Source organism: Pseudomonas cimarronensis, assembly GCF_049331905.1.
Taxonomy (GTDB): Bacteria; Pseudomonadota; Gammaproteobacteria; order Pseudomonadales; family Pseudomonadaceae; genus Aquipseudomonas.
Genome location: NZ_CP186283.1, coordinates 2,121,125 through 2,146,743, shown reverse-complemented (window position 1 = coordinate 2,146,743; position 25,619 = coordinate 2,121,125). Strand labels below are relative to the sequence as shown.

Below are 25,619 nucleotides of genomic sequence, written 5' to 3'. Positions count from 1 at the left end.
CTCCTAAACGTTTGGGTCACGCTTTAACTGCGCCAATACACTGAACGGGTTGGACCGCGTTACCTCGTCCTCGCTCGACTCGGGCTCTTCGAGGCTGGCCGGCTGCTGGCAATCTTTAGGGTCATGAGCCGGGACAATGGGCAAGGCAAGCAAAAGCTCTTCCTCAACCAGCGCCAGCAGATCCAATGGGTCTTCACCCAACTCAATCACGTCATAGCCTTGCGGCACGGACTGGGTATTCGCACCCTCTTTCACCACAGCGTAATCACACGCGCTGTAGATCGGCAAAGTGACCAGCTCCAGACAACGCTGGCAAACCATCTTGACTTCAACCTCAAGCTCGCTGTGAAAAACCACAGCGTTCCGCTCGTCGCGCTCGAAGGAAAACTTCGTACGCACCATGCCTTGGTTATCGGCAAGCGGGCCGCAGAGACGCTGCAAATCGGCAAGCTGCAGGTCACCTTCAAGGGTGGCACTGCGATCAGCTAATTTGCGCGGATCAACGTGAGGTGGAATCGGGCCATTTGACATAGGCGGCGCATTTTAGGGATGCAACCCGCCACTGTCAAAGGAAATTCGGCCTGTCCAGCATCTGGAGCGACGGCTAGAATCGCCCACTGCCCGCAAACCTATATATGAAGAAGGAAAACGCCGTGCTACCTCTGGTGCTAGCGTCCAGCTCCCCTTATCGCCGTGAATTGCTCAACCGCCTGCGACTGCCTTTTACCTGGAGCGCTCCGCAAATCGACGAAACACGGCACGCAAATGAAGACGCCGAAGCCCTGGTACGTCGTCTCTCACAGGAAAAAGCCCAAGCCCTGAGCAGCACACACCCGCAGCACCTGATCATCGGCTCGGACCAAGTGGCGGTACTCGACTCACAGATACTCGGCAAACCGCATACTCTGGAGCGCGCCCGCGAGCAGTTACTGGCCGCCAGCGGCAATAGCGTCACCTTTCTGACCGGACTCACCCTGCTCAACAGCGCAACCGGCCAACAACAAACCGACTGCGTGCCATTCACCGTACATTTCCGCCCGCTCAGCGAAGCGCAAATCATGCGCTACCTAACCGCTGAACAACCCTTCGACTGCGCCGGCAGCTTCAAGGCAGAAGGCCTGGGCATCAGCCTGTTCCGCAGCACCGAAGGCAGCGACAGCAACAGCCTGATCGGTCTGCCACTGATCCGCCTGGTGGACATGCTGCTGACCAGCGGTATCGACCTCCCCTAAAAGCAACAAGCCCGATCAATGACCGGGCTTGTTTGAACAACTCCAAACCTTAGCGCAACGCCGGCCCCTGGAACCCCATCCACAGAGCAATGCGCTCAGCCATGCTGGCACCCAGGGTTTTGGCGAAACGATCGAAAGGCGATTCTTTGACTGTAAAGTCGACAATCTCCTTCTCGCCAATCACCTCACGCGCCACGTAGCTGGTGTTACCCAGCGCATCAATCAGCCCAAGCTGCAGCGCCTGCTCACCCGACCAGACCAGACCGGAAAACAACTCGGGATGCTCGGCATCCTTCAAGCGCTCACCGCGCCCCTGTTTGACGCTGGCAATAAACTGACGATGAGTGGTTTCCAGCACACCCTGCCAGAACTTGGTCTCTTCAGCCTTTTGCGGCTGGAACGGATCAAGAAACGCCTTGTGCTCACCCGATGTATACACCCGACGATCCACACCCAGCTTCTCCATCACCCCGACAAAGCCGAAAGTAGCTGCCGTCACACCAATCGAGCCAACCAGACTGGCCTTATCGGCATAAATCTCATCGGCCGCGCTGGCGATGTAATAAGCCCCCGATGCACCTAGATCAGTGATTACCGCATACAGCTTTATCGCCGGATATTCGGCACGCAGGCGACGAATCTCGTCATAGATATAGCCCGACTGCACTGGGCTACCACCCGGACTGTTGATGCGCAGGACCACCCCTTTGGTGTTGGCATCCTCAAAGGCCGCGCGCAGGCTGCTGATAATATTGTCGGCACTGGCAGACTCCTGATCAGCAATCATGCCGCGCACCTCGATCACCGCGGTATGACTGCCAGTGGTCGCCCCCTTCTTCACCACCATCAACGGCGAGAACAGCGCCAACGCGCCAAAGATGTAAATAAAGGTCAGCAGCTTGAAGAAAATCCCCCAACGCCGCGCCCGGCGCTGCTCCTGCACGCCGGCAAGCAGAGTCTTCTCTAACAGTTTCCAGCTTTTACCCTCGCCATCAGCCGCTGCCGACGCGTTCCATTCATCTGCCATGCGCAACCACCTCAACTGACTGATCAGACGCACGCTGGCTCAGCCAGGCATGCAACTCGGTAAAACACTCTATCGCCAACGTAGGCTGACACTCGCGCAGCGCCTGCAAGGGCTGCGCGCCATAGCCGACCGCTACACAATCCATGCCGGCGCGCTGCGCCATCAACAGATCAAAGGATGAGTCACCCACCATCAAGGCCTGGCTAGCCGCCACACCACTTTGCTCAAGAATCTCGTGCAGCATCAAAGGGTCGGGCTTGCTGGCTGTTTCATCTGCGCAGCGGGTGTAATCGAAATAATCCAGCCAACCACGATCAGCCAGTACACGCCGCAGACCATGCCGCCCCTTACCCGTAGCCACAGCCAAACGATAGCCCTGCGCACGAAACGCCTCCAACCCCTCGGCCACGCCATGAAAGAGGGCAGAAGGCTCAGCCTCCAAAGTCAGGTAATGCTCGCTGTAGCTGTGCCGCAAGCGCTGAGCACGGCCCGCATCATCCAGCCAGGGATACAGGCTGCGAATAGCCTCCGGCAAACCCAGACCGATAATCCCGCGCACTTGTTCATCCGTGCAGCGCGGCAACTCACTGGAATCCGCAGCCAGGTGCATGGCCGTGATAATCCGACCAATGGAGTCAACCAGCGTGCCATCCCAATCAAAGATAAGCAGCTGGTAACCAGCCCCCTGACAGCCACGCACTTGAGAATCAGGCACCGAGACGCTCCAGGGTTCGCGCCCACATTTCGTCGACCGGCGCCTCCAGCTTGAGCTGCGCACCTTCGGGTAACGGCACGATCAATTCATAGGCATGCAGGAACAGGCGCTTGCCGCCCAGCTCGCGAATCTCCTTGGTGAAATCGTCATCACCGTACTTGCTGTCACCGGCGATCGAGTGACCGGCATACTGCGTATGCACGCGAATTTGATGGGTACGCCCCGTCACCGGCTTAGCCTCAACCAAGGTGGCGAATTCACCAAAGCGGCGCAGAACACGAAAGACGGTCAAAGCCTCTTTACCCTCGGGATTGACCTCAACCATGCGCTCACCGGAACGCAGATTGCTTTTCAGCAATGGCGCACTGACCTGCTTCTTGGCCGTCGCCCAATGCCCACGCACCAGCGCCATATAGCGCTTGTCCACACCATCGCCACGCAAGGCTTCATGCAAGTGACGCAACATGCTGCGCTTCTTGGCAATCATCAACAGGCCCGACGTATCGCGATCAAGGCGATGCACCAGCTCCAGGTCTTTGGCATCCGGACGTAACTGACGAAAGGCTTCAATCACCCCGTAATTCAGACCGCTACCGCCATGCACGGCAATGCCTGCAGGCTTGTTCAGCACGATCAACGCCTTGTCTTCATAAACAATCGCCGCTTCGAGGCGCTGCAAAAGCCCTTGCGCCAGCGGCTCCGGCTCATCACGTTCAGCCAGACGCAGAGGCGGCACCCGAACGATATCACCGGCCTGCAGCTTGTATTCAGGCTTGATCCGCCCCTTGTTCACCCGCACTTCGCCTTTACGCAAAATCCGGTAAATCAAGGTCTTGGGCACGCCTTTGAGCTGGGTGCGGAGAAAATTATCAATGCGTTGGCCGGCAAGTTCCGGCGCAACCTCGAGCAGCTGAACGCCGGAGGTTGGAGGGGAAGGATTTGTCATCGCGCAATCATAACAATTTTTTATGGAATTGAAGCACTTAATCATTGCTGCTATAGTCGGGAACGCCGCCAAAAGCGGCCTGGTTTGCGGATGATCGCCAAAACTGCCATCCCCAACCAACGCAACCCATTTGGGACGTGAGGCCGTCCGACGGGTTATTCAACGAAAGAAAAGCCTCCAAGGCTGTGAATAACTCGGAAATAAAGCCTTTAAGCCATGATGCGCAACCTGCCCCTCTGGACGGTTGCGGTAATAGTTAACCCGCTGCGGATTTTCGCGAGCGGCACCCGAGTTTCAGCGATACGTGTAGGGTGGAGATGTACAACTGTTGGTCCGCGTAGCAGCTCGCTTTACCAAGACGCCTCATCTCGTCCGCTACCAACAGCTGATTCCTCCTCCTGACTTAGTGCTTTCTGTGATCACAGCGAGCAGGAGACGTCCGTCGCGGCCCAGCACAATTGGCTGACCGCCGCTAGACACTGGAACGCTTTACGACCGTTCCTGACGCACCTGACACCGACCCCTGAAGTCGTGTGTGCCGAACGCCGCTTCCGCCAGCACCGGAAACCGACGGTACTACATGAAAAGAATGCTGATTAACGCAACTCAGCCCGAAGAGTTGCGTGTTGCCCTGGTAGATGGGCAGAAACTCTACGACCTGGACATCGAGTCCGGCGCCCGTGAGCAGAAAAAATCCAACATCTACAAGGGTAAAATTACCCGCGTAGAGCCTAGCCTCGAAGCCGCTTTCGTCGACTTCGGTTCTGAGCGTCACGGCTTCCTCCCGCTCAAAGAAATCTCCCGCGAGTACTTCAGCAAGGCACCAGAAGGCCGCGTCAATATCAAAGACGTGCTCAAGGAAGGCCAGGAAGTCATCGTTCAGGTCGAGAAAGAAGAGCGTGGCAACAAGGGCGCCGCCCTGACCACCTTTATCAGCCTCGCCGGTCGTTATCTGGTGCTGATGCCGAACAACCCGCGCGCCGGCGGCATCTCGCGCCGTATCGAAGGTGAAGAGCGCAACGAACTGCGTGAAGCCCTGAACGGCCTGGTTGCTCCAAGCGACATGGGCCTGATCGTGCGCACTGCAGGCCTGGGCCGCTCCAGTGAAGAAATGCAGTGGGACCTCGACTACCTGCTGCAACTCTGGACCGCGATCAAAGAAGCTTCGCAAGATCGCGCCGCGCCATTCCTGATCTACCAGGAAAGCAACGTAATCATCCGCGCCATCCGCGACTACCTGCGCCAGGACATCGGCGAAGTGCTGGTCGACAGCATCGAAGCGCAACAAGAAGCCCTGAGCTTTATCAACCAGGTGATGCCGCAGTACGCCAGCAAGATCAAGCTATATGAAGACAGCGTGCCGCTGTTCAACCGTTTCCAGATCGAAAGCCAGATCGAAACCGCTTTCCAGCGCGAAGTGAAACTGCCGTCGGGTGGCTCCATCGTTATCGACCCGACCGAAGCCCTGGTGTCCATCGACATCAACTCGGCGCGCGCCACCAAAGGCAGCGACATCGAAGAAACCGCCTTGCAGACCAACCTGGAAGCGGCAGAAGAAATCGCCCGCCAACTGCGTCTGCGTGACATCGGCGGCCTGATCGTTATCGACTTCATCGACATGACTCCGGCGAAGAACCAACGCGCCGTGGAAGAAAAAGTCCGTGAAAGCCTGGAAGCCGACCGCGCCCGTGTACAAGTGGGTCGCATCTCGCGCTTCGGCCTGCTGGAAATGTCGCGTCAGCGCCTGCGTCCGTCTCTGGGTGAAACCAGCGGCATCGTCTGCCCGCGCTGTAACGGTCAAGGCATCATCCGTGACGTCGAGTCCCTGTCGCTGGCAATTCTGCGCCTGATCGAAGAAGAAGCCCTGAAAGACCGCACCGCCGAAGTTCGCGCACAAGTGCCAATTCCAGTTGCTGCCTTCCTGCTCAACGAAAAACGCAACTCGATCACCAAGACCGAGCTGCGTACCCGCGCCCGCATCGTGATCATTCCGAACGATCACCTGGAAACACCGCACTTCGAAGTGCAGCGTATTCGTGACGACAGCCCGGAAGCCCAATCAGGCCAGTCCAGCTATGAAATGGCCGTGACTGAAGCGGAAGAAGAAAAGCAGGCGTCGGCCACCCGCACCCTGGTGCGTCAGGAAGCCGCAATCAAAACCGCACCACAGCGCACGGCGCCTACTCCGGTAGAAACCGCAGCAGCACAACCTGTAGCTGCTGCCGAGCCGAGCCTGTTCAAGGGTCTGGTCAAATCGCTGGTCAGCCTGTTCGCCGGCAAGGAAGAAGAAAAACCTGCCGTTATCGAGAAGAAAACCAGCGAACGCCCGCAACGCGGCGACGAGCGTCGCAACGGTCGCCAACAGAACCGCAACCGTGGCGGTCGCAATAACGAAGAGCGCAAGCCACGCGAAGATCGCGGCCCGCGTGAAGAGCGTGCCCCGCGTGAAGAACGCCAGCCACGTGCAGCCCGTGAAGAGCGCGCCCCACGTGAGGAACGTGCACCGCGCGAAGAGCGCAGCCCACGTGATTCCGTAGAAGTGCGCGAGCCGCAGGAAGTGCGTCAATCACGCCCGCCGCGTGAAGAGCGTCAACCACGTGATCGCAAACCCCGCGAAGAGCGCCAACCGCGTGAACTGCGCGAGCCGCTGGACGCCGCCTCCGCCGACAACGCTAGCGACGAAGCCCGTGGCGAACGCCCGCAGCGCGAACCACGTCAGCCGCGCCCACCGCGTGAAGAGCGCCAACCGCGCACTGAACAAGCCGCAGTAGCGAGCGAAGAAGAACTGCTGAATGGCGAAGACGCGCAGCAGGATGAAGCCCAGGAAGGCAGTGAAGGCGGTGAACGCCCACGTCGCCGCTCCCGCGGCCAGCGTCGTCGCAGCAATCGTCGTGAGCGTCAGAACGATGCCAATGGCAATCCGATTGAAGGCAGCGAAGAAGGCGCAGAAGCACCAGCCGATACCGACAACGCAGTAGTTGCAGCAGCTGTCACCGCCGCTGTTATCACTGACGCGGTCGAAGCGACCCAGGCAACAGCCGAAGCCGCACCGGTAGCCGTCGAACAGGAGCAGCCACGCGAAGTCGCTGCAGCTGAAGCACCTCAAGCCGTTGTTGAAACCGCTGTTGCCGAAGCAGCAAGCACTCCGGTTGTCGAGGCCAGCGCAGCGCCTGTGCAGACCGCCGAAGCCAGCGAAACTGCAGCAGCACCTGCCGCTGTAGAAACACCTGCCGCAGTTGTCGAAGCACCAGCTGTAGTTGCCGCTCCCGAGCCGGTTGCCGAAGTTGCAGTGGCTGAGGCTGCACCTGCTGCACCTGCAGTCGTAGTCAGCAGCAGCGGTCGCGCGCCTAACGACCCACGCGAAGTGCGCCGCCGTCAGCGTGAAGCCGAGCGCCTGGCCCGCGAGGCTGCCGAAGCGCCTGCTGCTACCGCACAGGCTGAAGCAGCCGCACCGGCAGTTGAAAAACCTGCTACTGAAGTGGTTGCTGAAGCCGTAGTTGAAACTGCAATCGAAGCCCCGGCAAGCATCGAGGCAGCCGAGTCCAAGGCAGAAGCCGAAGTGCAAGCAGAAGTAAGCCAGGAGCCGCAAAGCTCGCTGTTTACTGCAGTAGAAGCTGACGAGCAGGAAAAAGAAGCGGTCAAACCGCAAGTCTGATCCGCAGGATAGCCGCCAGGGATGGCGGCTACAAAAAAGGGGATGCTTCGGCATCCCCTTTTGCGTTCTGGCGTTTATTACAGCGCGGTCAACACGCTGTTCGTTGCGCTAAAACACTTCACAACACGTTCGGTTCTATCTCCAGCTCAACTGCAAAGCGCTGGGCGATGTCTGCCTGAATCCGTCGTGCCAGCGTCAACAACTGCGCACCGGTTGCGCTGCCGTAATTAACCAGTACCAAGGCCTGCAAACGATGCACCCCCGCATCGCCTTCACGAAAGCCCTTCCACCCTGCCCGTTCGATAAGCCAGCCAGCAGCCAGCTTGACCTGCCCATCCGCCTGGGGATAGCCCACCAGGTCGGCATGTTCAGCACGTAAACGTTGCGCAAGCGCTGCAGGCACCACAGGATTCTTAAAGAAGCTCCCAGCGTTGCCCAGCACGGCCGGATCCGGCAGTTTTTCGCTGCGAATGGCGCAAATGGCCTGACTGACATCCAGCGCCGTTGGAGCATCGATGCCCTGCTCTGCCAGACGCTGACGAACTGGACCGTAATCCAGATGCAGCGCCGCCGAACGACTGAGGACAAAGCGCACCCGCAAAATCAGCCAGCGACCGCTCTCACGCTTGAACAGGCTGTCGCGATAAGCAAAGCCACATTCCTCCAGAGAGAACTCACGCAGCTCACCGGTATGCCGATCCAGAGCGGTCAAGCCCGCAAACAGATCCTTGAGTTCAACACCATAGGCACCGATGTTCTGCACCGGGGCCGCGCCCACAGTGCCGGGGATCAGACTGAGGTTTTCCAGACCCGCCAAGCCTTGCGCCAAGGTCCATTGAACAAATGGATGCCAGGGCTCACCGGCTTCAGCTTCGACCAACACCTGCTCGCCGTCATCGCTCAACAGGCGAATACCGCGACTGGCCATGCGCAGCACCAGCGCCTGCACATCCGCAGTGAGCAGCAGGTTGCTGCCACCGCCCAGCACCAGTAGCGACAGTTGCTGAGCCTCGGCATAAGCCAAGGCCTCGCGCACCAACTGATCACTCTCGGCCTCAGCAAAATGACTGGCCTGGGCCTCGACGGCAAAGCTGTTATAAGGCCTCAGCGATACCTGAGTGCGCACCTGCAAGCTCATAAGCGCCCCTTGAGTTCGATCACCAGGGCATCGCAAGCCTGTTCAATCAAATCCAGCACCTGAGCAAACCCGGCTTTACCACCGTAATAGGGGTCCGGCACTTCATCCAGCACCAGCTGATAACGCCGCAGAAACAAGTCCAGCTCGGCCGCATCATTGCCTGGACGCAGCTGCTGCAGGTCGTGCAGGTTGCTGTTATCCATCGCCAGAATCAGGTCAAAGGCGTGAAAGTCTGCCGCCTTGACCTGCCTGCCGCGCAATGCAGACAGGTCATAGCCACGCTGCTGCGCGGCCTGGCGCGTGCGGATATCCGCAGCTTTGCCCACGTGCCAGTCGCCAGTGCCGGCCGAATCGACCTCGATGCGGCCTTCCAGCCCTGCTTCACGCAGCTTATGGCGCAATACACCTTCGGCCGTTGGCGAGCGGCAGATATTGCCCAGGCAGACGAACAGAACGCGCATCAGGCCCCCAGCAGGCGACGAACCCGCTCCAGGTCTTCCGGTGTGTCGACACCCGCCGGCGGCGCCTCAAGGGCATCGGCGACATGGATACGCACGCCATGCCAGAGCGCGCGCAGCTGCTCCAGGCACTCGGTGTCTTCCAGCCAGCACGGGCCCCAAGCGACAAAGTCATGCAGAAACTGCGCACGGTAGGCGTAGATGCCGATGTGGCGACGGTACGGCACGCCGGCAGGCAACTCGTCACGGCTTTTGGCAAAGGCATCCCGTGCCCAGGCCAGCGGCGCGCGGCTGAAGGTCAAAGCCAGGCCGGTCTTGTCGCTGACCACCTTGACTACGTTGGGGTTGAACAGCGCCTGCACATCCTCAATCGGTTCGGCCAGGGTGGCGATGGCCGCCTGCGGATTGGCGGCCAGATTGGCAGCGACCTGATCAATAATCGCCGGCGGAATCAGCGGCTCATCGCCCTGCACGTTGACCACGATGGCATCAGCCGCGAGACCAAGAGCCGTGGCCACTTCAGCCAGGCGGTCGGTGCCTGAGTTGTGGTCGATGCGGGTCAATACCACCTGCGCACCAAAACCCTGGCACGCCTCAACGATGCGCGCATCATCAGTAGCGACAACCACTTGCTGCGCGCTACTTTTGCACGCCTGTTCCCAGACATGCTGAATCATCGGTTTGCCGGCAATATCCTGCAGCGGCTTGCCCGGCAGGCGGTTGGAGGCAAAACGCGCCGGAATCACAACGGTAAAGGCAGTGCTCATTTACTTGTCCAGGCGCTCGTCGACGTTGAGGGTGCGGGCTTCGCTTTCCAGCATCACCGGGATGCCATCGCGAACCGGGAAAGCCAGTGCGTCGGCCTTGCAGATCAGCTCGCTCTTGTCAGCGGCGAGCTTCAGCGGGCCCTTGCACAGGGGACAGGCGAGGATGTCGAGTAATTTCGGGTCCATGGGAGGTCCTTGATAGGAAGCAGCAACTGGGCGGATAAGGCCGCCGAATGATCAGATCAGTCAGGCGCGCGGCACAAGACGCTGCAATTGCTGATCAAACCAGGCGACAAACGCGGCCGAAGGCTCGGCATCCACCGCCAGGTACCACCAATCGTCAGCCGCAAAGGCACGGCACTTGACCGCATCCTTTTCCGTCATCAGCACCGGCAGTGCCGGGCTGAAATTCAGCAGCTCGGCGCTGTACGGCGCATGGTCGGCAAAGGCATGCGCGATAGGCCGCCAGTGTAGCCCTTCGAGGGTGTTGAAGAAACGCTGCGGGTTGCCAATACCGGCGACCGCATGCAGGGCCTGACCGGCCGGGAAATGACTGAGCGGCTGTTGCTGGCCACTGCGCAGGTTAACCAAGGTGCGCGGCTGCAGGGTAAAGCCGTAACCCTCCTGCGGATCGCTGGACGCACCGTTATACAGCAGCGCATCCACGCTCTGCAGACGCTCGACCGGCTCACGCAGCGGGCCGGCAGGCAGGCAATGGCGATTACCCAGGCCGCGCGCGGCATCGATCAGCACCAGTTCGAGATCGCGGGCCAGACGGTAGTGCTGCAAGCCGTCATCGCTGAGGATCAAGTCCAGCGGCTCGGCGGCCAGCAAGGCCGCCACTGCGCGACTGCGATCAGGATCAATCATCAGCGGCACACCGCTGCGCTGCACGATCAGCAGCGGCTCATCACCGGCCACGCTGGCCGCCTGATCGGCCTGCACGCGCCAGGGCAGCTGCGGCGGCTGCGCACCATAACCACGACTGACCACACCGACGCGCAGCCCTTGGCGGCGGCAATGCTCGATCAGCCAGAGAATCATCGGGGTTTTTCCGGTGCCGCCGACAGTGATATTGCCGACCACCACGACCGGCACGGGAGCACGGTAGATCGCGCCCTCACCGGCCAGAAAACGTGCGCGCTTGCGCTGCACCACCGCGCGATACAGCCACTCCAGCGGACGCAGCAGGCCCAGCGCCGGATGACCGGCGTACCAGGCAGCAGTGAGTCGTGCGGACAGGCTCATCAGCAGGCAACCCTCAAGGCGCGGCTTGCGCCTCGATGGTGGTCATGCGCAGGTGGGCAAAACCCAGCTTGCCGGCCGCATCCATGGCGGTAATCACCGCCTGATGCTGCGCCTTGGCATCGGCGCTAATGATCAGCGGCAGGCTGTTATCACCTTCCGATTCTTTCTGCAGCGCTGCCATCAGGCTTTCCAGATCACTTTTCAGCAACTGTTTGGCATTCAGCGAGTAGCTGCCATCGGCGGCAATCAGGATTTCCAGCTGCTTGAGTTCGGTCTGTTCCGGCGGCGTGCCAGTGGCGGCCTCCGGCAGATCAACCTTGAGCTGAGTCTCACGGGTAAAGGTGGTCGTGACCACGAAGAACAGCAGCAGGATAAACACCACGTCGATCAACGAGGCCAGGTTGATCTCGACGTTCTCCCGCGGTTTGCGCCGGAATTTCACGCCTTGTCCTCGCCCATGTCGACGTCACGATCGCCCTGCACCACTTCGACCAAGCGAATCGCCTCCTGCTCCATGCCGACCACCAGCTCATCGACTCGGCGTTGCAAGTAACGGTGGAAGAACAGTGCCGGAATGGCCACCATCAAACCCGCTGCCGTCGTGATCAGCGCCTTGGAAATACCGCCAGCAAGCAAGGACGCATTGGCCATGCCCGAGCCCATAAAGGAGCTGAAGATTTCGATCATGCCCAACACCGTACCAAGCAAACCCAGCAGCGGCGCGATACCGGCGATGGTGCCCAGGGCATTCAGGTAGCGTTCCAGGTCATGAATGACCCGCCCGGCAGCCTCTTGAATGCACTCTTTCATGATCTCGCGACCATGCTTGGAGTTGGCCAGGCCGGCAGCAAGAATCTGCCCCAACGGCGAGTTGGCGCGCAGCTCTTTGAGCTTCTGGTTATTGAGTTTCTTATCCTTGATCCACTTCCACACCTGGCCGAGCAGGTTGGGTGGGGTGATGCGGCTCGGCCGCAGCGTCCACAGGCGCTCGGCAATGATGCCGGCTGCAGCGATAGAACACAGAATGATCGGCAGCATCATCCAGCCGCCAGCTTTAACCAGTTCCCACACGGTGGCAGATCCCCTTCACAAAAGTGGCGCCACTCTAGCATAGGGTCGCGGCCTCGCCGACCGCCGCTGTTCTCATTTTTCCCGCCAAAAACGTGCTCGATAACGCAAACCCTGCGCAGGCTCGAATGCGCCTAAACGAATCCGCACCGCGCCCTGCTCGACCGTGTCGTAAAGCCGCACATCCAAGGCCCGGTACCGCTCGACAACCTCGGCATGCGGATGACCAAAGGCGTTGTGCGCGCCACGGGAAATCAGCGCAGCGGTGGGTCTGACCTTTTCCAGAAAAGCCGCCGAAGATGAACTGCGACTGCCATGGTGCGGCGCCAGCAGCCACTGCGCCGGCATTGCCAGACCACTGCTGAGCAGCGCCCGCTCAGCCTGCCTATCGATATCACCGGTTAGCCACAGCCGCTCACCATTAGCCTCGATACGCAACACACAGGACGCCTGATTGCCATCAGTCGCGCCCACCCAGCGCACGAGACTGAACTTCACGCCATCCCACTGCCAGTGCTGCCCACTGACGCAGGCTTCGGCCTGTAATGAAGGCGCGAGCTTATCCGGTTCGCCACTGAGTACCTGCCTGACCGGCAGACCACGTTTAATCGCTGCGGCGCCACCGGCGTGGTCGTTATCGGCATGGCTGATCAGCAGCAAATCCAGGGCACGCACATCCAACGCTCGCAGCGAAGGCAGCACAACACGCTCACCGGTATCAAACTCGCCAAAGCGCGGTCCGGCGTCATACAGCAGGTCATGCGTCTGGGTGCGCACCAGCACCGCCAGTCCCTGGCCGACATCCAGCATCCATACCTCGGCTCGCCCGTATTCCGGGCGCTGTTGTGGGCTGAACAACAAGGGCAGCAGCAATAACGCACCCAAGCTGCGCATTGGTAAAGCGGCTGGCAGCAGCAAAACCAACGCGCCCAGCGCCACCAACAGCCAAGCCGAGAATGGCAACGCACTGGGCAGCCAGGCCGGCAGCCACAGAGACAACTGCATCAGTAATTCGAACAGCAGACCCAGTACCCAGCCAGCTATCCCGAGCAACGCAACCCCGACGCCAGGCAAAGGCAGCAACAGCGTACCGAGCAATGCCAATGGCACCACCAGCAACCCAACGACAGGCACCACCACCAGGTTGGCCAGAGGGCCACTGGCACTTACCGGCAAACCAAGAGCCAACAACAACGGCAACAAACCGATGGCCATCGCCCCTTGGGCGCGCAGGAGGGTGCTCCACCAGGACCAGGCACCGAGCCGACCGCTGAAGATCAGTATCAGCAGCATCACTGCGCCAAAAGACAACCAGAACCCGGGTTGCAAACTGGCCAATGGCTCGCCCAGCAGCACTGCAAGCAATGCCACCAACACGGGTAACCACACACCCAGGTGGCGAAAGCGCCAGCGCCAGAGCAACACCAGGCCGGTCATCACACAAGCGCGCTGTACTGGCACCTCAAAACCGGCCAGCAGCCCATAAGCCAACGCGCCGGCAAATGCCATCACACAAGCACAGGGCAGCCATGGCCAATTGCGCGGCCAGCATCCCAAACGCGCCAGTCCGGCAACTAGGCCATATATCAGCGCCGCCAGCAGCCCAATATGCTGACCGGATATCACCATCAGGTGCACCGTGCCGGTGTTCTGCAACACCTGCCAATCTGCTGCTGAAAGCCCCGAATCATCGCCCAACACCAACGCCGCCAACGCACCTTCGCGGCCATGCGCGGGCGTTGCCAGGAGCCGCTGACGCAGGCGATCACGCCAGGCCTCAGAACCACTGGCAGGGGCAATCAGCTCACCACTTTTCACCGTACCCGTGGCGCCGATGCGCTGCGCCAGCAACCAGGCTTCGTAATCGAATGCCTGAGGATTGACCAGACCATGAGGGCGCTTGAGACGCACGGCTAAACGCCAAGTTTCACCGGCGCGCACAGCCGGCCCGTCATACCAGGCCAGTCGCAAACGGGCCGGCAATGTGTCACGACGAGAAACCACCTGCTCCAGCTGAAAGCGCACCACGCCCTCACCTACCTCGGGCAAGCCGACCACCTGCCCGTGCAACCACACGGTACGCGTATCCAAATGACCCGCGAGACGATCATCCAACGCCCACTGCGCTGATACGCACGCCCACGTGAAGCCGAATAAAAACAGGGCAATGGGATAGCTGCGAAATGGCAACAGCATCAAGCTGGCGACCGGTAGAACAGCCAGCAGCCACATAGGCGGCAAAGCCGGAAGGAAGCGCAGCACCAGTAACCCGGCCACCAGCGCAAAAATCCCTGTGCGCATAGACTCGCTCCGTGAGTCGAATACAGCATTTAACCTATCGATCAGCTTTTGCATATTTGCTGTCACAAAGTGTGAAAGCAGGCTGTCATCAAAGGGTGCATAATGTCGGCGCTTTTACCCGCCAGAGAGCCTTCATGCCGCGTCGTTTATTCAAGCGCTACATGCCCCACCCAGACCGTATCAAGGGCAATAAATCCCTGCGCTTTCTGGGCAGTCTGATCCACGACCCCAACCTCTGGCACCTCAACCGCCATTCTGTTTCACGCGCCATGGCCATCGGCCTGTTCTGGGCGATGATCCCTATGCCCATGCAGATGGCCGCCGCTGCTGCCATGGCCATACCCGCACGCGGTAACTTACCGATTTCCATTGGTTTGGTCTGGCTGACCAATCCAATCACCATGCCTCCAGTGTTCTATTGCAGTTACACGTTCGGGGCCTGGCTGATGAACACACCGACCCTGCAAATGCCTGATCACATCACCCTCAGCTGGATCGGCCAGGTACTGCAGACCCATTGGCAACCGCTGTACCTGGGCTCTCTGGTAATGGGTCTGTTGCTTGCCATGATTGGCTACTTCGGCACTCAGACCTACTGGCGTTGGTGGGTTCGCCGCAGCTGGCGCAAACGCCAGGAAAAACGCCGTCAGCAAGGCGCACAGAACTGAAACAAAAAAGCCGTTACTGAGTAACGGCTTTTTTGTTTCTGCCAGCATAGCCTATTCGTAACGCAAGGCATCCGCCGGCTGGATGCGGGCCGCACGCCATGACGGGTAGACGGTGGCCAGAAAACTCAGGCTGAACGCCGCACCGCAGATCAGCAGCACATCAGACAACAGCAGCTCCGAAGGCAGGTTGCTGATGAAGTACACGTCCGAGCTCATCACCTGCTGGCCGCTCAAGCGTTCGATCCAGCCCACCAGCTGACTAACATTCAGCGCCGCGAGAATACCCAGCACTGCACCGATCAACGTACCGATCACACCGATCACCGTACCTTGAACCATAAAGATGCCCATAATCTGCCCCGGTGTCGCACCCAGGGTACGCAGGATGGCGATATCCGCGCCCTTGTCCGCCACCACCATGATCAGCGTGGCGATGATATTGAAGGCCGCCACGGCGACGATCAGCAACAGCAGCAGACCGATCATGGTCTTTTCCATTTTCATCGCGCTGAACAGGCTGCCCTGGGTCAATGTCCAGTCTGCGGAGCTGTAACCTGCGCCCAGTTCCCCAACAATCTGCGCAGCCACTTGCGGCGCCTGGTAAAGGTCTTTCAACTTCAGCCGTACGCTCTGCACCTGCCCCGGCTGCATGCGTTGGATGTGCGCGGCATCGGCGACGTGAATCAGTGCCAGCGAGCTGTCCAGCTCCGCGCCAACCTTGAAGATGCCGACCACATTAAGGCGCTGCATGCGCGGGCTGATACCACCCGGCACACTGCTCAGCTCCGGCACGATCAACGCCAGCTTATCGCCCACTCGAAGCTGAAAGCGCCGCGCGGTAATCTCACCGAGTACCACGCCAAACTCGCCCTCGCGCAAATCGCTCAGGCGGCCTTGCTGCATATGCTTGTCGATAATCGACACCTGTGGCTCCAGCGCCGGATCGATGCCGTGCAGCTGCACCGGTTGCATCGCCCCACGCATCGATAACATGCCTTCCAGCTCGGCGAACGGCACCGCTGCAAGCACCTGCGGATGCTTCTTCGCGGCGGCCGCGACCTGCTGCCAGTCATCCAGCGGCTGACTGCCAGCAATGCTGGCGTGCGGCACCATACCGAGAATGCGCGTGCTCATTTCCTTCTGGAAGCCGTTCATCACCGACAGCACCACGATCATCGCCAGCACGCCGAGCGCCAGGCCGATCATCGACGTCATCGAGATAAAGGAAATAAAGTGGTTGCGCCGCTTGGCCCCGGTATAGCGGATACCGATAAAGATACTCAGCGGACGAAACATCAGGCGGCCACCAACTTGCCGTCTTCCAGACGCAGGATGCGGTCCATCTGCTGCGCCAGCGCCATGTCGTGAGTCACCACCAGAAAGGCGGTTTGTGACGAGCTGCTCAGCTCCTTCATCAGGTCCTGAATGCCCTGCGCGGTGTGGTGATCGAGGTTGCCGGTGGGCTCATCGAGCAACACCAGACCAGGCTGATTGACCAATGCACGGGCAATTGCCACCCGCTGGCGCTCACCACCGGACAACTCTGCAGGCTTGTGCGCCAGACGATGACCGAGGCCGACTCGCTCCAACAGTGCGGTGGCACGCTGGCGCGCTTCGCTGATCGGCGTACGGCCAATCAGCAGCGGCATGCACACATTCTCCAGCGCGGTGAACTCGGGCAGCAGGTGGTGGAACTGGTAAACGAAACCCAGGGCACGGTTACGCAGCAGGCCGCGTTGCTTTTCATTCAGCGCCGACAACTCCTCGCCGGCCAGCCAGACGCTGCCGGTGCTCGGTGTATCCAGACCGCCGAGCATATTCAGCAAGGTGCTCTTGCCCGAGCCGGAGCTGCCGACAATCGCCACGCGCTCACCAGGGTGCAGCTCCAGCTGCAGATCCTGTAGCACCACTACCGATTGCGGGCCTTCGTCGTAGCTTTTACCGAGGTTGCGACAACTCAACACTGCACGATCTTGCATAACCGAATCACTCATAACCTGATCATTCATAACGCAGAGCCTCCGCAGGCTGGGTACGCGCTGCGCGCCAGGCCGGATACAGGGTGGCGAAGAAACTCAGAATCAACGCCGCGCCGCAGACCAGCAGCACGTCTGCCAGCATCAGCTGCGAGGGCAGGTAATCGATGAAATACACATCGGCATTGAGGAATTTGATCCCCAGAAGCCCTTCCAGCGCGGCAATCGCGCTGCTGATATTCAAGGCGGCCAGGCAACCCAGCACCGCGCCAATCGCTGTGCCGAACACGCCGATCACTGTGCCCTGGACCATAAAGATCGCCATGATCTGCCGTGGCGTGGCGCCGAGGGTGCGCAGGATGGCGATATCGCCCTTCTTGTCGGTGACCACCATGACCAGGGTGGAGATGATGTTGAACGCGGCGACCGCAACAATCAGCAGCAACAGCAGGCCAATCATTGCTTTTTCCATGCGGATCGCCTGGTACAGGTTGCCGTGGGTACGGGTCCAGTCGCGGGCGTAGTAATCACCCTCGCCGAGAGTTTGCGCCAGCGCCCAAGCGGTGCGTGGGGCTTCAAACAGATCGGCAAATTTCAGGCGAATGCCCTGCACCTGATCGGCCTGCCAACGCTGCAGACGCGCCAGATCCTGCACATGGGCCAGGGCCAGGTGGCCGTCGATCTCACCGGCGCCGACATGGAAGATACCGACTACGGTAAAGCGCTTGAGGCGCGGAAACATACCGGCTGGAGTAACCGTCACTTCCGGCGCGACAAAGGTGACCTTATCACCCAGGCCGACGCCGAGCTTGGCTGCGGCCTTGTCGCCCAGGACCATGCCGAACTCACCGGACTGCAGATCGTCCAGTCGGCCCTGCTTGAAGAAATTACCGATAATCGAAACCTTGGCCTCTTCCAGCGGATCGACCGCATTGATCAGCACTTTCTGCACCTTGCCATCGTTGGTCAGCAGACCCTGCATCTGACTAAAGGGGGCAACCGCCAGCACCTGCGGGTTGCTTTGCGCCCGTTCGGCCAGGCTGCGCCAGTCCTTGATCGGCGTGGCGCTCTCGACCGTGGCGTGCGGCACCATGCCGAGTACGCGGGTGCGCATTTCGTGATCGAAGCCGTTCATCACCGACAGCACCAGAATCATCACCAGCACACCCAGTGCCAGCCCGATCATCGACGTCAGGGAAATAAAGGATACGAAGTGATTGCGACGTTTGGCCCGCGTATAGCGCGTGCCAATAAATACGAACAGAGGTCTGAACATGTCGGGGCTGATTCGAGGGAAAAAGAAACGTCCTTGTGGGGGCTTGGCGAGCAGCTTTACACTCTGACCACTACTGCTGCCATGGGTTCGCCATGCCGACTCAAGATGAAGATGACCGCCGCGAATACTATCGTATCGACGATACGATCGCACTGGAATTCACCCAGCTATCCGGGGCTGAAGCCCTGGCCAGTGACGAGCTTCACGACAGCTCGCCGCTGTTCAACCTGCTCAGCGATCTGCACCTGATGGACTTCGAGTCGCAGCATTTGCTGCGGCACATCAGCGAACGCGATCGCACCCTGGCCAACTACCTCAAGGTGATCAACAAACGCATCGACCTGCTCGGCCAGGCTGTGGCGCAGAGCCTGCTGCGTGACATCGGTGCGCCGCGCAAAGTCAGCCTGTCCGAGGGTGGCGTCAGCTTCAACAACAGCCAGCCAGTAGCCACCGGTGCACACCTGGCGGTAAAGATGGTGCTGATGCCACAGGCCCTCGGTCTGCTGCTGCGGGCCAAGGTGGTGCACTGCAGCCCCCTGCCGTCGCAGCAATTTGAAATCGGTGCGGAATTCGAAGCCCTGACCGATGCCCAACGTCAGCTGCTCGCCCGGCATATCCTGCAGCGCCAAGCCCTGGAGCGTCGCCAGGCCCGCGAGCAACCTTTACAACCCTGATAGCGAGCCACCATGTCACGCCTGCTTCTGCTCCTCGCTCTGGCCCTGCCCTTCGGCACCCAGGCCGACAGCCTGCAAATCCCCATCGGCCAGCAAGGGGCCAGCGATCTGCAACTGCCACAGTTTGGCGAATCGCAACGCGCAGTGCTGGAACGCTTCGGCCTGGCCGATGAAGAACACCCCAGTGTCGGCAACCCGCCGATCACCCGCTGGGACTACCGTGAGTTCAGCGTCTACTTCGAGCACAAACACGTGATCAACAGCGTGCGCCACCATCAACCCGGCGCCGCTCTGCCCAACAAGGAGCAACAGTGACTGTCATCTATGGACACCGCGGCGCCAAAGGCGAGGCACCGGAAAACACCCTGGCCAGCTTCCAGCAATGCCTCAAGCACGGCGTGCGCCGCTGCGAGCTGGACCTGCACCTGTCGCGCGATGGCGAGCTGATGGTGATTCACGACCCAACCCTCAAGCGCACCACCGGCCACCGCGGCAAGGTGGTCGAGCATGATGCCGCCGAACTGGTGACCTATGACGCACGCAAAGGTGGCCCCGGCGCCGTTACACCCTGCCCGATCCCACGGCTGGAGGAGCTGTTCCAGCACTGCGATTTCGAGCACTGGCAGCTGGAAGTCAAAAGCGCCTCGAAGGTACGCTCGGCGCGTATGGTCAAGGCGATTGCCGAACTGGCCGAACGCTACAAGCTGACTGACAAGGTGACCGTCACCTCCAGCTCACGCGAAGTGCTCAGCGCCCTGCAACGCCTGACACCGCACCTGCAGCGCGGCCTGGTCGCCGAATACGCCTGGCTCGACCCGCTCAAGGTAGCCAAACACTATGGCTGCCACCTGCTGGCGCTGAACTGGACGTTATGCACCCCGGAGCGCCTGCTGAAAGCACAGAAAGCCGGCCTGCATGTCTCGGTATGGACGGTCAATGAACCGGCACTGATGCGCCGCCTGGCGGACTTCGGCGTGGACAGCATCATTACGGACTTCCCCGGCCTCGCCGTAGCGACCCTGGAATAATCGCCGGCACAACCGCAGTCAGAAAAACGAAAAACCGGCCGCAAGGGCCGGTTTTTCGTTAAGCCTGATCAGAAACTTTCGCGATTAGGCCAGCGCCAGTCGCAGGAGTCACTGAACGGGTTCTCCCCAGCCGGCTCAGGCCACCGGCCGGAGCCGCTCAAAAAAGCCGGTTGAGGCCGTCAAACGCCGCCACCCGGTAGGCTTCCGCCATGGTCGGGTAGTTGAAGGTGGTGTTGACGAAATACTTGATGCTGTTGGCTTCGCCCTTCTGGTTCATGATCGCCTGGCCGATATGCACGATCTCCGAGGCCTGGTAGCCGAAGCAGTGCACACCCAGCACCTCAAGAGTCTCGCGGTGGAACAGGATCTTCAGCATGCCCACCGGCTCATGGGAAATCTGCGCCCGCGCCATGCCCTTGAAGAAGGCCTTGCCCACTTCGTAAGGAATCTTGGCCTGGGTCAGTTCGCGCTCGGTTTTGCCGATCGAGCTGATCTCAGGGATGGTGTAAATACCGGTCGGCACGTCGTCGACAAAACGCCAGCTGCCATTGTCGACAATGCTGCCCGCCGCCGAACGGCCCTGATCGGCTGCCGCACTGGCCAGACTCGGCCAGCCAATCACATCACCCGCCGCATAGATATTCGACACCGGAGTGCGGTAACTCTGGTCGACCTCAATCTGACCGCGGCTGTTGACCTTGATGCCGATGTTTTCCAGACCCAGCTGGTCGGTATTACCGGTACGGCCGTTACACCAAAGAAAGGCGTCGGCCTTGATCTTCTTGCCGGACTTGAGGTGCAGAATCACCCCATTCTCCACCCCTTCAACGCTTTCGTACTCTTCGTTATGACGAATCAGCACGTTGTTGTTGCGCAGGTGATAGCTCAGCGCATCGGAGATTTCAGCATCGAGGAAGCTCAGCAGCTGATCACGGTTGTCGATCAGGTCGACCAATACACCCAGGCCGCTGAAGATCGAGGCGTACTCGGAACCGATCACCCCGGCACCGTAGATGATGATGCGGCGCGGCGTGTGAGTCAGGCTGAGGATGGTGTCGCTGTCATAGATTCGAGGATGACGAAAATCCACATCAGCCGGGCGATATGGCCTTGAGCCAGTGGCGATGACGATCTGCTTGGCCACCAGCTTTTCCACCACACCATTGGCGCAAACCACCTCAATGGTTCGCTCGTCGGCAAAGCTACCGGTGCCGAAAAACACATCGATGCGGTTACGCGCGTAATAGCCGGTGCGCGAACTCACCTGCTTGGCAATCACCCGCTCGGCGCTTTTCAGCACGTCAGGAAAGGAGAACCAACGCGGCTCGCCGATCTGGCGGAACATCGGATTGGTGTTGAACTGCATGATCTGCCGCACCGAGTGGCGCAGCGCCTTGGACGGAATGGTGCCCAGGTGAGTGCAGTTGCCGCCGACTTCGCGGCGGCTATCGACCACGGCGACCTTACGCCCGGCCTTGGCTGCGTTCATCGCTGCGCCTTCACCCGCAGGGCCGGAACCCAGCACCACCACGTCGTAGTTGTAGACCGCCATGTTTACTCCTTCAGATCACACCGGAGCACTTGTTCCGTGCTCTCGGCAGGGTCGGGCTGCACCTGCAGCCTGACAATCAATGCGCTGCTGCAAGCCTAGCTCTTCGGCGGCCGCAGGACGATTAGCGTTTGGTCGCGTCGTAGGCCAAGCCAGCCTTAGACTGAGGCTCACTGTTGATTTCTTCACACTTTTCGCGGCTGCCACCACAGATTGAGCATTCTTTCTCGATACCCAGGTTGGCAATACCGCCACAGGAACCGGCGATGGGTTTGCGCCCCATGATCACACCTACCGCCATCATGCCCACTACCAGCAGCATGGTCAGAAACACCACCACGAATGTCATTGCTCTTCTCCTGCGGCAAACAGCTGCTCAAACGCTTGAGTGCCTTGTGTGACGAAGGCGTCGCCTTCGCGGGTCACGAAAAACGCTGCGATACCCATGCGCTCTGCAAATGCCAGGCCGCGCTCGGTGCCCATCACCATAAGTAATGTAGACAAGCCATCGGCTCGCAGGGTCGATTTATCCGCCACCGTGACGGCCGCCAGGGTGTGGGTGATCGGCGCAGCCGTCAACGGATCGAGGGTATGCGAATAGCGACGACCATTCTCCTCGAAGTAATTCCGGTAATCACCTGAAGTGGAAATTCCATAGCCATCCAGTGCCAGAATCCGCTGAGCCACCCGCTCACCTTCCTGCGGAGCCTCCAGGCCAATGCGCCAGGGTTGCCCATCGGGCTTGAGGCCGGCCGCCTTGAGCTCACCTGTCACTTCGACCAGGTAACTGTTGACACCCAGCTCCGTCAGACGCTGCACGATCCGGTCCACGGTATAACCAGCAGCGATGCTGTTGAAATCGACCTGCAGGTCGACCTCCTTGCATAACTGTTGCCCCTCACGCCGCAAGTGCTGCATACCCATGCGCGCACGGGCATCAGCCAGTTGCTCGGCCGTCGGCACCTTCTCCGCCCGCCCTTTGGGGCCAAAGCCCCAGAGATTGAGCAAAGGTTCCAGGGTCAGATCAAACGCGCCCTGACTCTGTTGATTGAGCAGGCGTCCAGCTTCGACCAACTCCAGTACCGGTTCCGGCATGGTCTGACAGGTGCCCGCAGGCGCCTGGTTGAACTGCTCGATCAACGAGTCATCGCGGTAAGTCGACATCTGCTGATCGACTTCACGGAGGATCGCATCGGTTTCATGTTTGAGCTGGTCAAGGCTTGGAGAGCCTTCAGTGCGCACATACTTGATCGAGTATGTGCTGCCCATGGTCGGGCCACCGAACTCTTCTACACGCTCTGAAAACCAGCAGCCCGTTAGGGCTGTCAGCAAGCTGACAGCGATAACGGGCCGTAGTACAGCATTGTTCATGATCAGCCGCCGAAGTCGTCGAGCAGGATGTTCTCCTCCTCCACACCCAGGTCGATCAGCATCTTGATCACAGCAGCGTTCATCATGGGTGGACCACACATGTAGAACTCACACTCTTCCGGAGCCGGATGGTCCTTCAGGTAGTTCTCGTACAACACGTTGTGGATGAAGCCTTTCAGACCAGTCCAGTTGTCTTCCGGCTGCGGGTCGGAAAGTGCCAGGTGCCACTGGAAGTTCGGGTTCTCAGCGGCCAGCTGATCGTACTCTTCGTTGTAGAACGACTCACGCATGGAGCGCGCACCGTACCAGAAGCTGATCTTGCGCTTGGACTTGAGGCGCTTGAGCTGGTCGAAGATGTGCGAACGCATCGGCGCCATACCCGCACCACCGCCGATAAAGATCATCTCGGCATCGGTGTCCTTGGCGAAGAACTCACCAAACGGCCCGTAAACGGTGACCTTGTCACCCGGCTTGAGGCTGAACACCCAGGAAGACATCTGGCCAGGTGGCAGGTCGTCTTTACCCGGAGGTGGCGAAGCGATACGGATATTGAACTTCACCAGACCGACTTCTTCCGGGTAGTTGGCCATGGAATAGGCACGGATCACGGTCTCCTCGACCTTGGACACGTACTTCCACTGGTTGAACTTGTCCCAGTCACCACGATATTCCGGCTGAATGTCGAAGTCCTTGTAGTGCACCTCGTGCGGCGGACATTCCAGCTGCACATAGCCACCCGCGCGGAAGTCGACGTTCTCGCCTTCCGGCAGTTTCAGCGTCAGCTCCTTGATGAAAGTGGCCACGTTGGGGTTGGACTCAACGGTGCATTCCCACTTCTTCACGCCGAACACTTCTTCCGGCACTTCGATCTTCATGTCCTGCTTGACCGGAGTCTGGCAGGACAGGCGCCAGCCTGCCTTGGCTTCGCGACGAGTGAAGGCTGCTTCTTCGGTCGGCAGCATTTCGCCACCGCCATGCTCAACCACGCACTTGCACTGGGCGCAGGTACCGCCGCCACCGCAGGCCGAAGACAGGAAGATGTTGTTGGCCGCCAGGGTCTGCAGCAACTTGCCGCCAGCTGGCACCACAATGGTTTTTTCGCCGTTGATCTCGATGCTTACGTCACCGCTGGAAACCAGCTTGGCGCGCGCCGCGATAATGATCAGCACCAACGCCAGCACAATGCCGGTGAACATGCCGATGGCGATGAAAATTTCAAAATTGATCATCTATTCATCCCTTCCTTACAACTGCACGCCGGAGAAGGACATGAAGCCCAGAGACATCAGACCGATAGTGATAAAGGTGATACCCAACCCCTGCAGGCCCTCAGGTACATCGCTGTACTTGAGTTTCTCGCGAATACCCGCCAGCGCGGCAATCGCCAAGGCCCAGGAAACACCCGCACCGACACCGTAGACAGTGCTTTCCGCCAGGTTGTAGTCACGCTCGACCATGAACAGCGAGCCACCCATGATGGCGCAGTTCACGGTGATCAACGGCAGAAACACGCCGAGGGCGTTGTACAGCGAGGGCACGTACTTATCCAGAGTCATCTCGAGGATCTGTACGATCGCCGCGATCACGCCGATAAAGGTCAGCAGACCAAGAAAGCTCAGGTCGACCTGTGGGTAACCGGCCCAGGCCAGCGCACCGTCCTTGAGCAGGTTGGTGTAGATCAGGTTGTTCACCGGCATGGTGATACCCAGCACCACCACTACGGCGATACCGAGACCAATGGCGGTTTCAACCTTCTTCGAGATGGCAATGAAGGTGCACATGCCTAGGAAGAACGCCAGGGCCATGTTCTCAACGAACACCGCACGGACGAACAGGCTGATGTAGTGCTCCATTAGTAGGCCTCCTTATTGGATACCTGAGGCGCCATCTTGAAGCTCGGCTTCTCGATCTGGTCTTTTTTCCAGACGCGTATACCCCAGATAAACAGACCGATCAGGAAGAACGCCGAAGGTGGCAGCAGCAGCATGCCGTTAGGCTGGTACCAGCCACCGTCGTTGACCACCGGAATGATCTCGTAGCCCATCAGTTTGCCCGCACCAAACAGTTCGCGAATGATGCCCAGCACGATCAGAAAGGCGCTGTAGCCCAGACCGTTACCAATACCGTCGAAGAACGACAGCACCGGCGGGTTCTGCATGGCAAAGGCTTCGGCGCGGCCCATCACGATACAGTTGGTGATGATCAGGCCGACGAACACCGAGAGTTGCTTGGACAGACTGAAGGCAAAGGCCTTGAGCACCTGATCGACCACGATCACCAGGGAAGCAATGATCACCATCTGCACGATCATACGAATCGAGCCGGGGATCTGACTGCGGATCATCGAGATAAACAGGTTGGAGAACCCGGTTACCAAGGTCAGCGCAGCAGACATCACCAGCGCAGTTTTCAGGTTCGAGGTAACCGCCAGGGCGGAACAGATACCGAGAATCTGCAAGCCAATCGGGTTGTTGTTGAAAATTGGATTGAGCAGGACTTCTTTAATAGTCGGCTGCGACATG

At 59.7% G+C, this 25,619-nt stretch carries 27 protein-coding genes; 6 read left to right on the top strand and 21 right to left on the bottom strand.

Annotation, left to right across the window (positions count from 1 at the left end; translation table 11 throughout):
- Nucleotides 1-3: 3 nt before the first annotated feature.
- On the bottom strand, nucleotides 4-531 hold the full coding sequence (locus ACOCLD_RS09970) for a YceD family protein (RefSeq protein WP_422909041.1): 528 nt from the start codon (nucleotides 529-531) through the stop codon (nucleotides 4-6).
- A gap of 122 nt (nucleotides 532-653) precedes the next feature.
- On the opposite strand from ACOCLD_RS09970, the gene ACOCLD_RS09965 reads away from it, so the two are divergent.
- Nucleotides 654-1,232 carry a Maf family protein gene (locus ACOCLD_RS09965; protein ID WP_422911786.1) on the top strand — a complete coding sequence of 193 codons (579 nt, stop codon included), beginning with the start codon at nucleotides 654-656 and terminating at the stop codon, nucleotides 1,230-1,232.
- A gap of 49 nt (nucleotides 1,233-1,281) precedes the next feature.
- Here ACOCLD_RS09965 and sppA read toward each other — a convergent pair whose 3' ends face one another.
- From sppA to rluC, 3 genes are read right to left on the bottom strand one after another with little or no spacing between them, the layout of a single operon-like run.
- Nucleotides 1,282-2,259, bottom strand: coding sequence for a signal peptide peptidase SppA (gene sppA, locus ACOCLD_RS09960; protein WP_422909040.1), 978 nt, complete (start codon nucleotides 2,257-2,259; stop codon nucleotides 1,282-1,284).
- Nucleotides 2,249-2,974, bottom strand: a complete 726-nt coding sequence (locus tag ACOCLD_RS09955; RefSeq protein WP_422909039.1) for an HAD-IA family hydrolase — start codon at nucleotides 2,972-2,974, stop codon at nucleotides 2,249-2,251. Before ACOCLD_RS09955 ends, sppA begins: the two co-directional genes overlap by 11 nt.
- Nucleotides 2,967-3,920: a 23S rRNA pseudouridine(955/2504/2580) synthase RluC gene (gene rluC / locus ACOCLD_RS09950; RefSeq protein ID WP_422909038.1), complete on the bottom strand. Its 954-nt coding sequence runs from the start codon at nucleotides 3,918-3,920 to the stop codon at nucleotides 2,967-2,969. Before rluC ends, ACOCLD_RS09955 begins: the two co-directional genes overlap by 8 nt.
- Before the next feature lie 580 nt (nucleotides 3,921-4,500).
- On the opposite strand from rluC, the gene rne reads away from it, so the two are divergent.
- Nucleotides 4,501-7,575 (top strand): ribonuclease E, encoded by a 3,075-nt coding sequence (gene rne / locus ACOCLD_RS09945; protein WP_422909037.1) that lies wholly within the window; start codon nucleotides 4,501-4,503, stop codon nucleotides 7,573-7,575.
- A gap of 118 nt (nucleotides 7,576-7,693) precedes the next feature.
- On the opposite strand, the gene murB is transcribed toward rne, so the two are convergent.
- The 8 genes from murB to ACOCLD_RS09905 form a co-directional block, all read right to left on the bottom strand.
- On the bottom strand, nucleotides 7,694-8,713 hold the full coding sequence (gene murB, locus ACOCLD_RS09940) for a UDP-N-acetylmuramate dehydrogenase (RefSeq protein ID WP_422909036.1): 1,020 nt from the start codon (nucleotides 8,711-8,713) through the stop codon (nucleotides 7,694-7,696).
- On the bottom strand, nucleotides 8,710-9,174 hold the full coding sequence (locus ACOCLD_RS09935) for a low molecular weight protein-tyrosine-phosphatase (RefSeq protein ID WP_422909035.1): 465 nt from the start codon (nucleotides 9,172-9,174) through the stop codon (nucleotides 8,710-8,712). Before ACOCLD_RS09935 ends, murB begins: the two co-directional genes overlap by 4 nt.
- On the bottom strand, nucleotides 9,174-9,938 hold the full coding sequence (gene kdsB, locus ACOCLD_RS09930) for a 3-deoxy-manno-octulosonate cytidylyltransferase (protein ID WP_422909034.1): 765 nt from the start codon (nucleotides 9,936-9,938) through the stop codon (nucleotides 9,174-9,176). The genes ACOCLD_RS09935 and kdsB overlap by 1 nt, the downstream gene beginning before the upstream one ends.
- On the bottom strand, nucleotides 9,939-10,124 hold the full coding sequence (locus ACOCLD_RS09925) for a Trm112 family protein (RefSeq protein ID WP_090442371.1): 186 nt from the start codon (nucleotides 10,122-10,124) through the stop codon (nucleotides 9,939-9,941). It lies immediately after the preceding gene.
- A gap of 60 nt (nucleotides 10,125-10,184) precedes the next feature.
- Nucleotides 10,185-11,186, bottom strand: a complete 1,002-nt coding sequence (gene lpxK, locus ACOCLD_RS09920) for a tetraacyldisaccharide 4'-kinase (protein WP_422909033.1) — start codon at nucleotides 11,184-11,186, stop codon at nucleotides 10,185-10,187.
- A gap of 13 nt (nucleotides 11,187-11,199) precedes the next feature.
- Nucleotides 11,200-11,628 (bottom strand): ExbD/TolR family protein, encoded by a 429-nt coding sequence (locus ACOCLD_RS09915; RefSeq protein WP_090248015.1) that lies wholly within the window; start codon nucleotides 11,626-11,628, stop codon nucleotides 11,200-11,202.
- Nucleotides 11,625-12,257, bottom strand: a complete 633-nt coding sequence (locus tag ACOCLD_RS09910) for a MotA/TolQ/ExbB proton channel family protein (protein ID WP_090248017.1) — start codon at nucleotides 12,255-12,257, stop codon at nucleotides 11,625-11,627. The genes ACOCLD_RS09915 and ACOCLD_RS09910 overlap by 4 nt, the downstream gene beginning before the upstream one ends.
- Nucleotides 12,258-12,329: 72 nt before the next feature.
- On the bottom strand, nucleotides 12,330-14,555 hold the full coding sequence (locus ACOCLD_RS09905; protein ID WP_422909032.1) for a DNA internalization-related competence protein ComEC/Rec2: 2,226 nt from the start codon (nucleotides 14,553-14,555) through the stop codon (nucleotides 12,330-12,332).
- 134 nt (nucleotides 14,556-14,689) lie between these two features.
- Between ACOCLD_RS09905 and ACOCLD_RS09900 the strand changes: the two genes are divergently transcribed.
- Nucleotides 14,690-15,223, top strand: coding sequence for a DUF2062 domain-containing protein (locus tag ACOCLD_RS09900; protein ID WP_422909031.1), 534 nt, complete (start codon nucleotides 14,690-14,692; stop codon nucleotides 15,221-15,223).
- Between the two features lie 51 nt (nucleotides 15,224-15,274).
- Here the strand turns inward: ACOCLD_RS09900 and ACOCLD_RS09895 are convergent, their stop codons facing one another.
- The 3 genes from ACOCLD_RS09895 to ACOCLD_RS09885 are packed head-to-tail and all read right to left on the bottom strand — an operon-like array spanning nucleotide 15,275 to nucleotide 18,475.
- Nucleotides 15,275-16,519: a lipoprotein-releasing ABC transporter permease subunit gene (locus tag ACOCLD_RS09895; RefSeq protein ID WP_422909030.1), complete on the bottom strand. Its 1,245-nt coding sequence runs from the start codon at nucleotides 16,517-16,519 to the stop codon at nucleotides 15,275-15,277.
- Nucleotides 16,519-17,202: a lipoprotein-releasing ABC transporter ATP-binding protein LolD gene (gene lolD, locus ACOCLD_RS09890; protein WP_178124367.1), complete on the bottom strand. Its 684-nt coding sequence runs from the start codon at nucleotides 17,200-17,202 to the stop codon at nucleotides 16,519-16,521. The genes ACOCLD_RS09895 and lolD overlap by 1 nt, the downstream gene beginning before the upstream one ends.
- Before the next feature lie 22 nt (nucleotides 17,203-17,224).
- Nucleotides 17,225-18,475 carry a lipoprotein-releasing ABC transporter permease subunit gene (locus ACOCLD_RS09885; protein WP_422909029.1) on the bottom strand — a complete coding sequence of 417 codons (1,251 nt, stop codon included), beginning with the start codon at nucleotides 18,473-18,475 and terminating at the stop codon, nucleotides 17,225-17,227.
- Between the two features lie 92 nt (nucleotides 18,476-18,567).
- Here ACOCLD_RS09885 and ACOCLD_RS09880 point away from each other — a divergent pair, with 92 nt between their 5' ends.
- The 3 genes from ACOCLD_RS09880 to ACOCLD_RS09870 are packed head-to-tail and all read left to right on the top strand — an operon-like array spanning nucleotide 18,568 to nucleotide 20,177.
- A complete protein-coding gene (locus tag ACOCLD_RS09880) occupies nucleotides 18,568-19,149 on the top strand; it encodes a PilZ domain-containing protein (protein ID WP_257778178.1) in 582 nt (193 codons plus the stop codon).
- 12 nt (nucleotides 19,150-19,161) lie between these two features.
- Entirely contained in the window at nucleotides 19,162-19,464 is a 303-nt protein-coding gene (locus ACOCLD_RS09875) for a phosphodiesterase (protein ID WP_257778177.1), read from the top strand.
- Nucleotides 19,461-20,177 (top strand): glycerophosphodiester phosphodiesterase, encoded by a 717-nt coding sequence (locus ACOCLD_RS09870; RefSeq protein WP_422909028.1) that lies wholly within the window; start codon nucleotides 19,461-19,463, stop codon nucleotides 20,175-20,177. The genes ACOCLD_RS09875 and ACOCLD_RS09870 overlap by 4 nt, the downstream gene beginning before the upstream one ends.
- A gap of 157 nt (nucleotides 20,178-20,334) precedes the next feature.
- Here ACOCLD_RS09870 and sthA read toward each other — a convergent pair whose 3' ends face one another.
- The 6 genes from sthA to ACOCLD_RS09840 all read right to left on the bottom strand — a co-directional run bounded on the left by sthA (nucleotide 20,335) and on the right by ACOCLD_RS09840 (nucleotide 25,618).
- Complete coding sequence (gene sthA / locus ACOCLD_RS09865) at nucleotides 20,335-21,729, bottom strand: Si-specific NAD(P)(+) transhydrogenase (protein ID WP_257778175.1); 1,395 nt, start codon at nucleotides 21,727-21,729, stop codon at nucleotides 20,335-20,337.
- Nucleotides 21,730-21,850: 121 nt separating this feature from the next.
- Nucleotides 21,851-22,075, bottom strand: coding sequence for a (Na+)-NQR maturation NqrM (gene nqrM, locus ACOCLD_RS09860; protein WP_422909027.1), 225 nt, complete (start codon nucleotides 22,073-22,075; stop codon nucleotides 21,851-21,853).
- Nucleotides 22,072-23,097, bottom strand: a complete 1,026-nt coding sequence (locus tag ACOCLD_RS09855; RefSeq protein WP_422909026.1) for an FAD:protein FMN transferase — start codon at nucleotides 23,095-23,097, stop codon at nucleotides 22,072-22,074. Before ACOCLD_RS09855 ends, nqrM begins: the two co-directional genes overlap by 4 nt.
- Nucleotides 23,098-23,099: 2 nt before the next feature.
- A complete protein-coding gene (gene nqrF / locus ACOCLD_RS09850) occupies nucleotides 23,100-24,326 on the bottom strand; it encodes an NADH:ubiquinone reductase (Na(+)-transporting) subunit F (RefSeq protein WP_257778172.1) in 1,227 nt (408 codons plus the stop codon).
- 15 nt (nucleotides 24,327-24,341) lie between these two features.
- Nucleotides 24,342-24,950 (bottom strand): NADH:ubiquinone reductase (Na(+)-transporting) subunit E, encoded by a 609-nt coding sequence (gene nqrE / locus ACOCLD_RS09845; protein ID WP_090387314.1) that lies wholly within the window; start codon nucleotides 24,948-24,950, stop codon nucleotides 24,342-24,344.
- Entirely contained in the window at nucleotides 24,950-25,618 is a 669-nt protein-coding gene (locus ACOCLD_RS09840) for an NADH:ubiquinone reductase (Na(+)-transporting) subunit D (protein ID WP_257778171.1), read from the bottom strand. Before ACOCLD_RS09840 ends, nqrE begins: the two co-directional genes overlap by 1 nt.
- Between the last annotated feature and the right edge of the window lies 1 nt (nucleotide 25,619).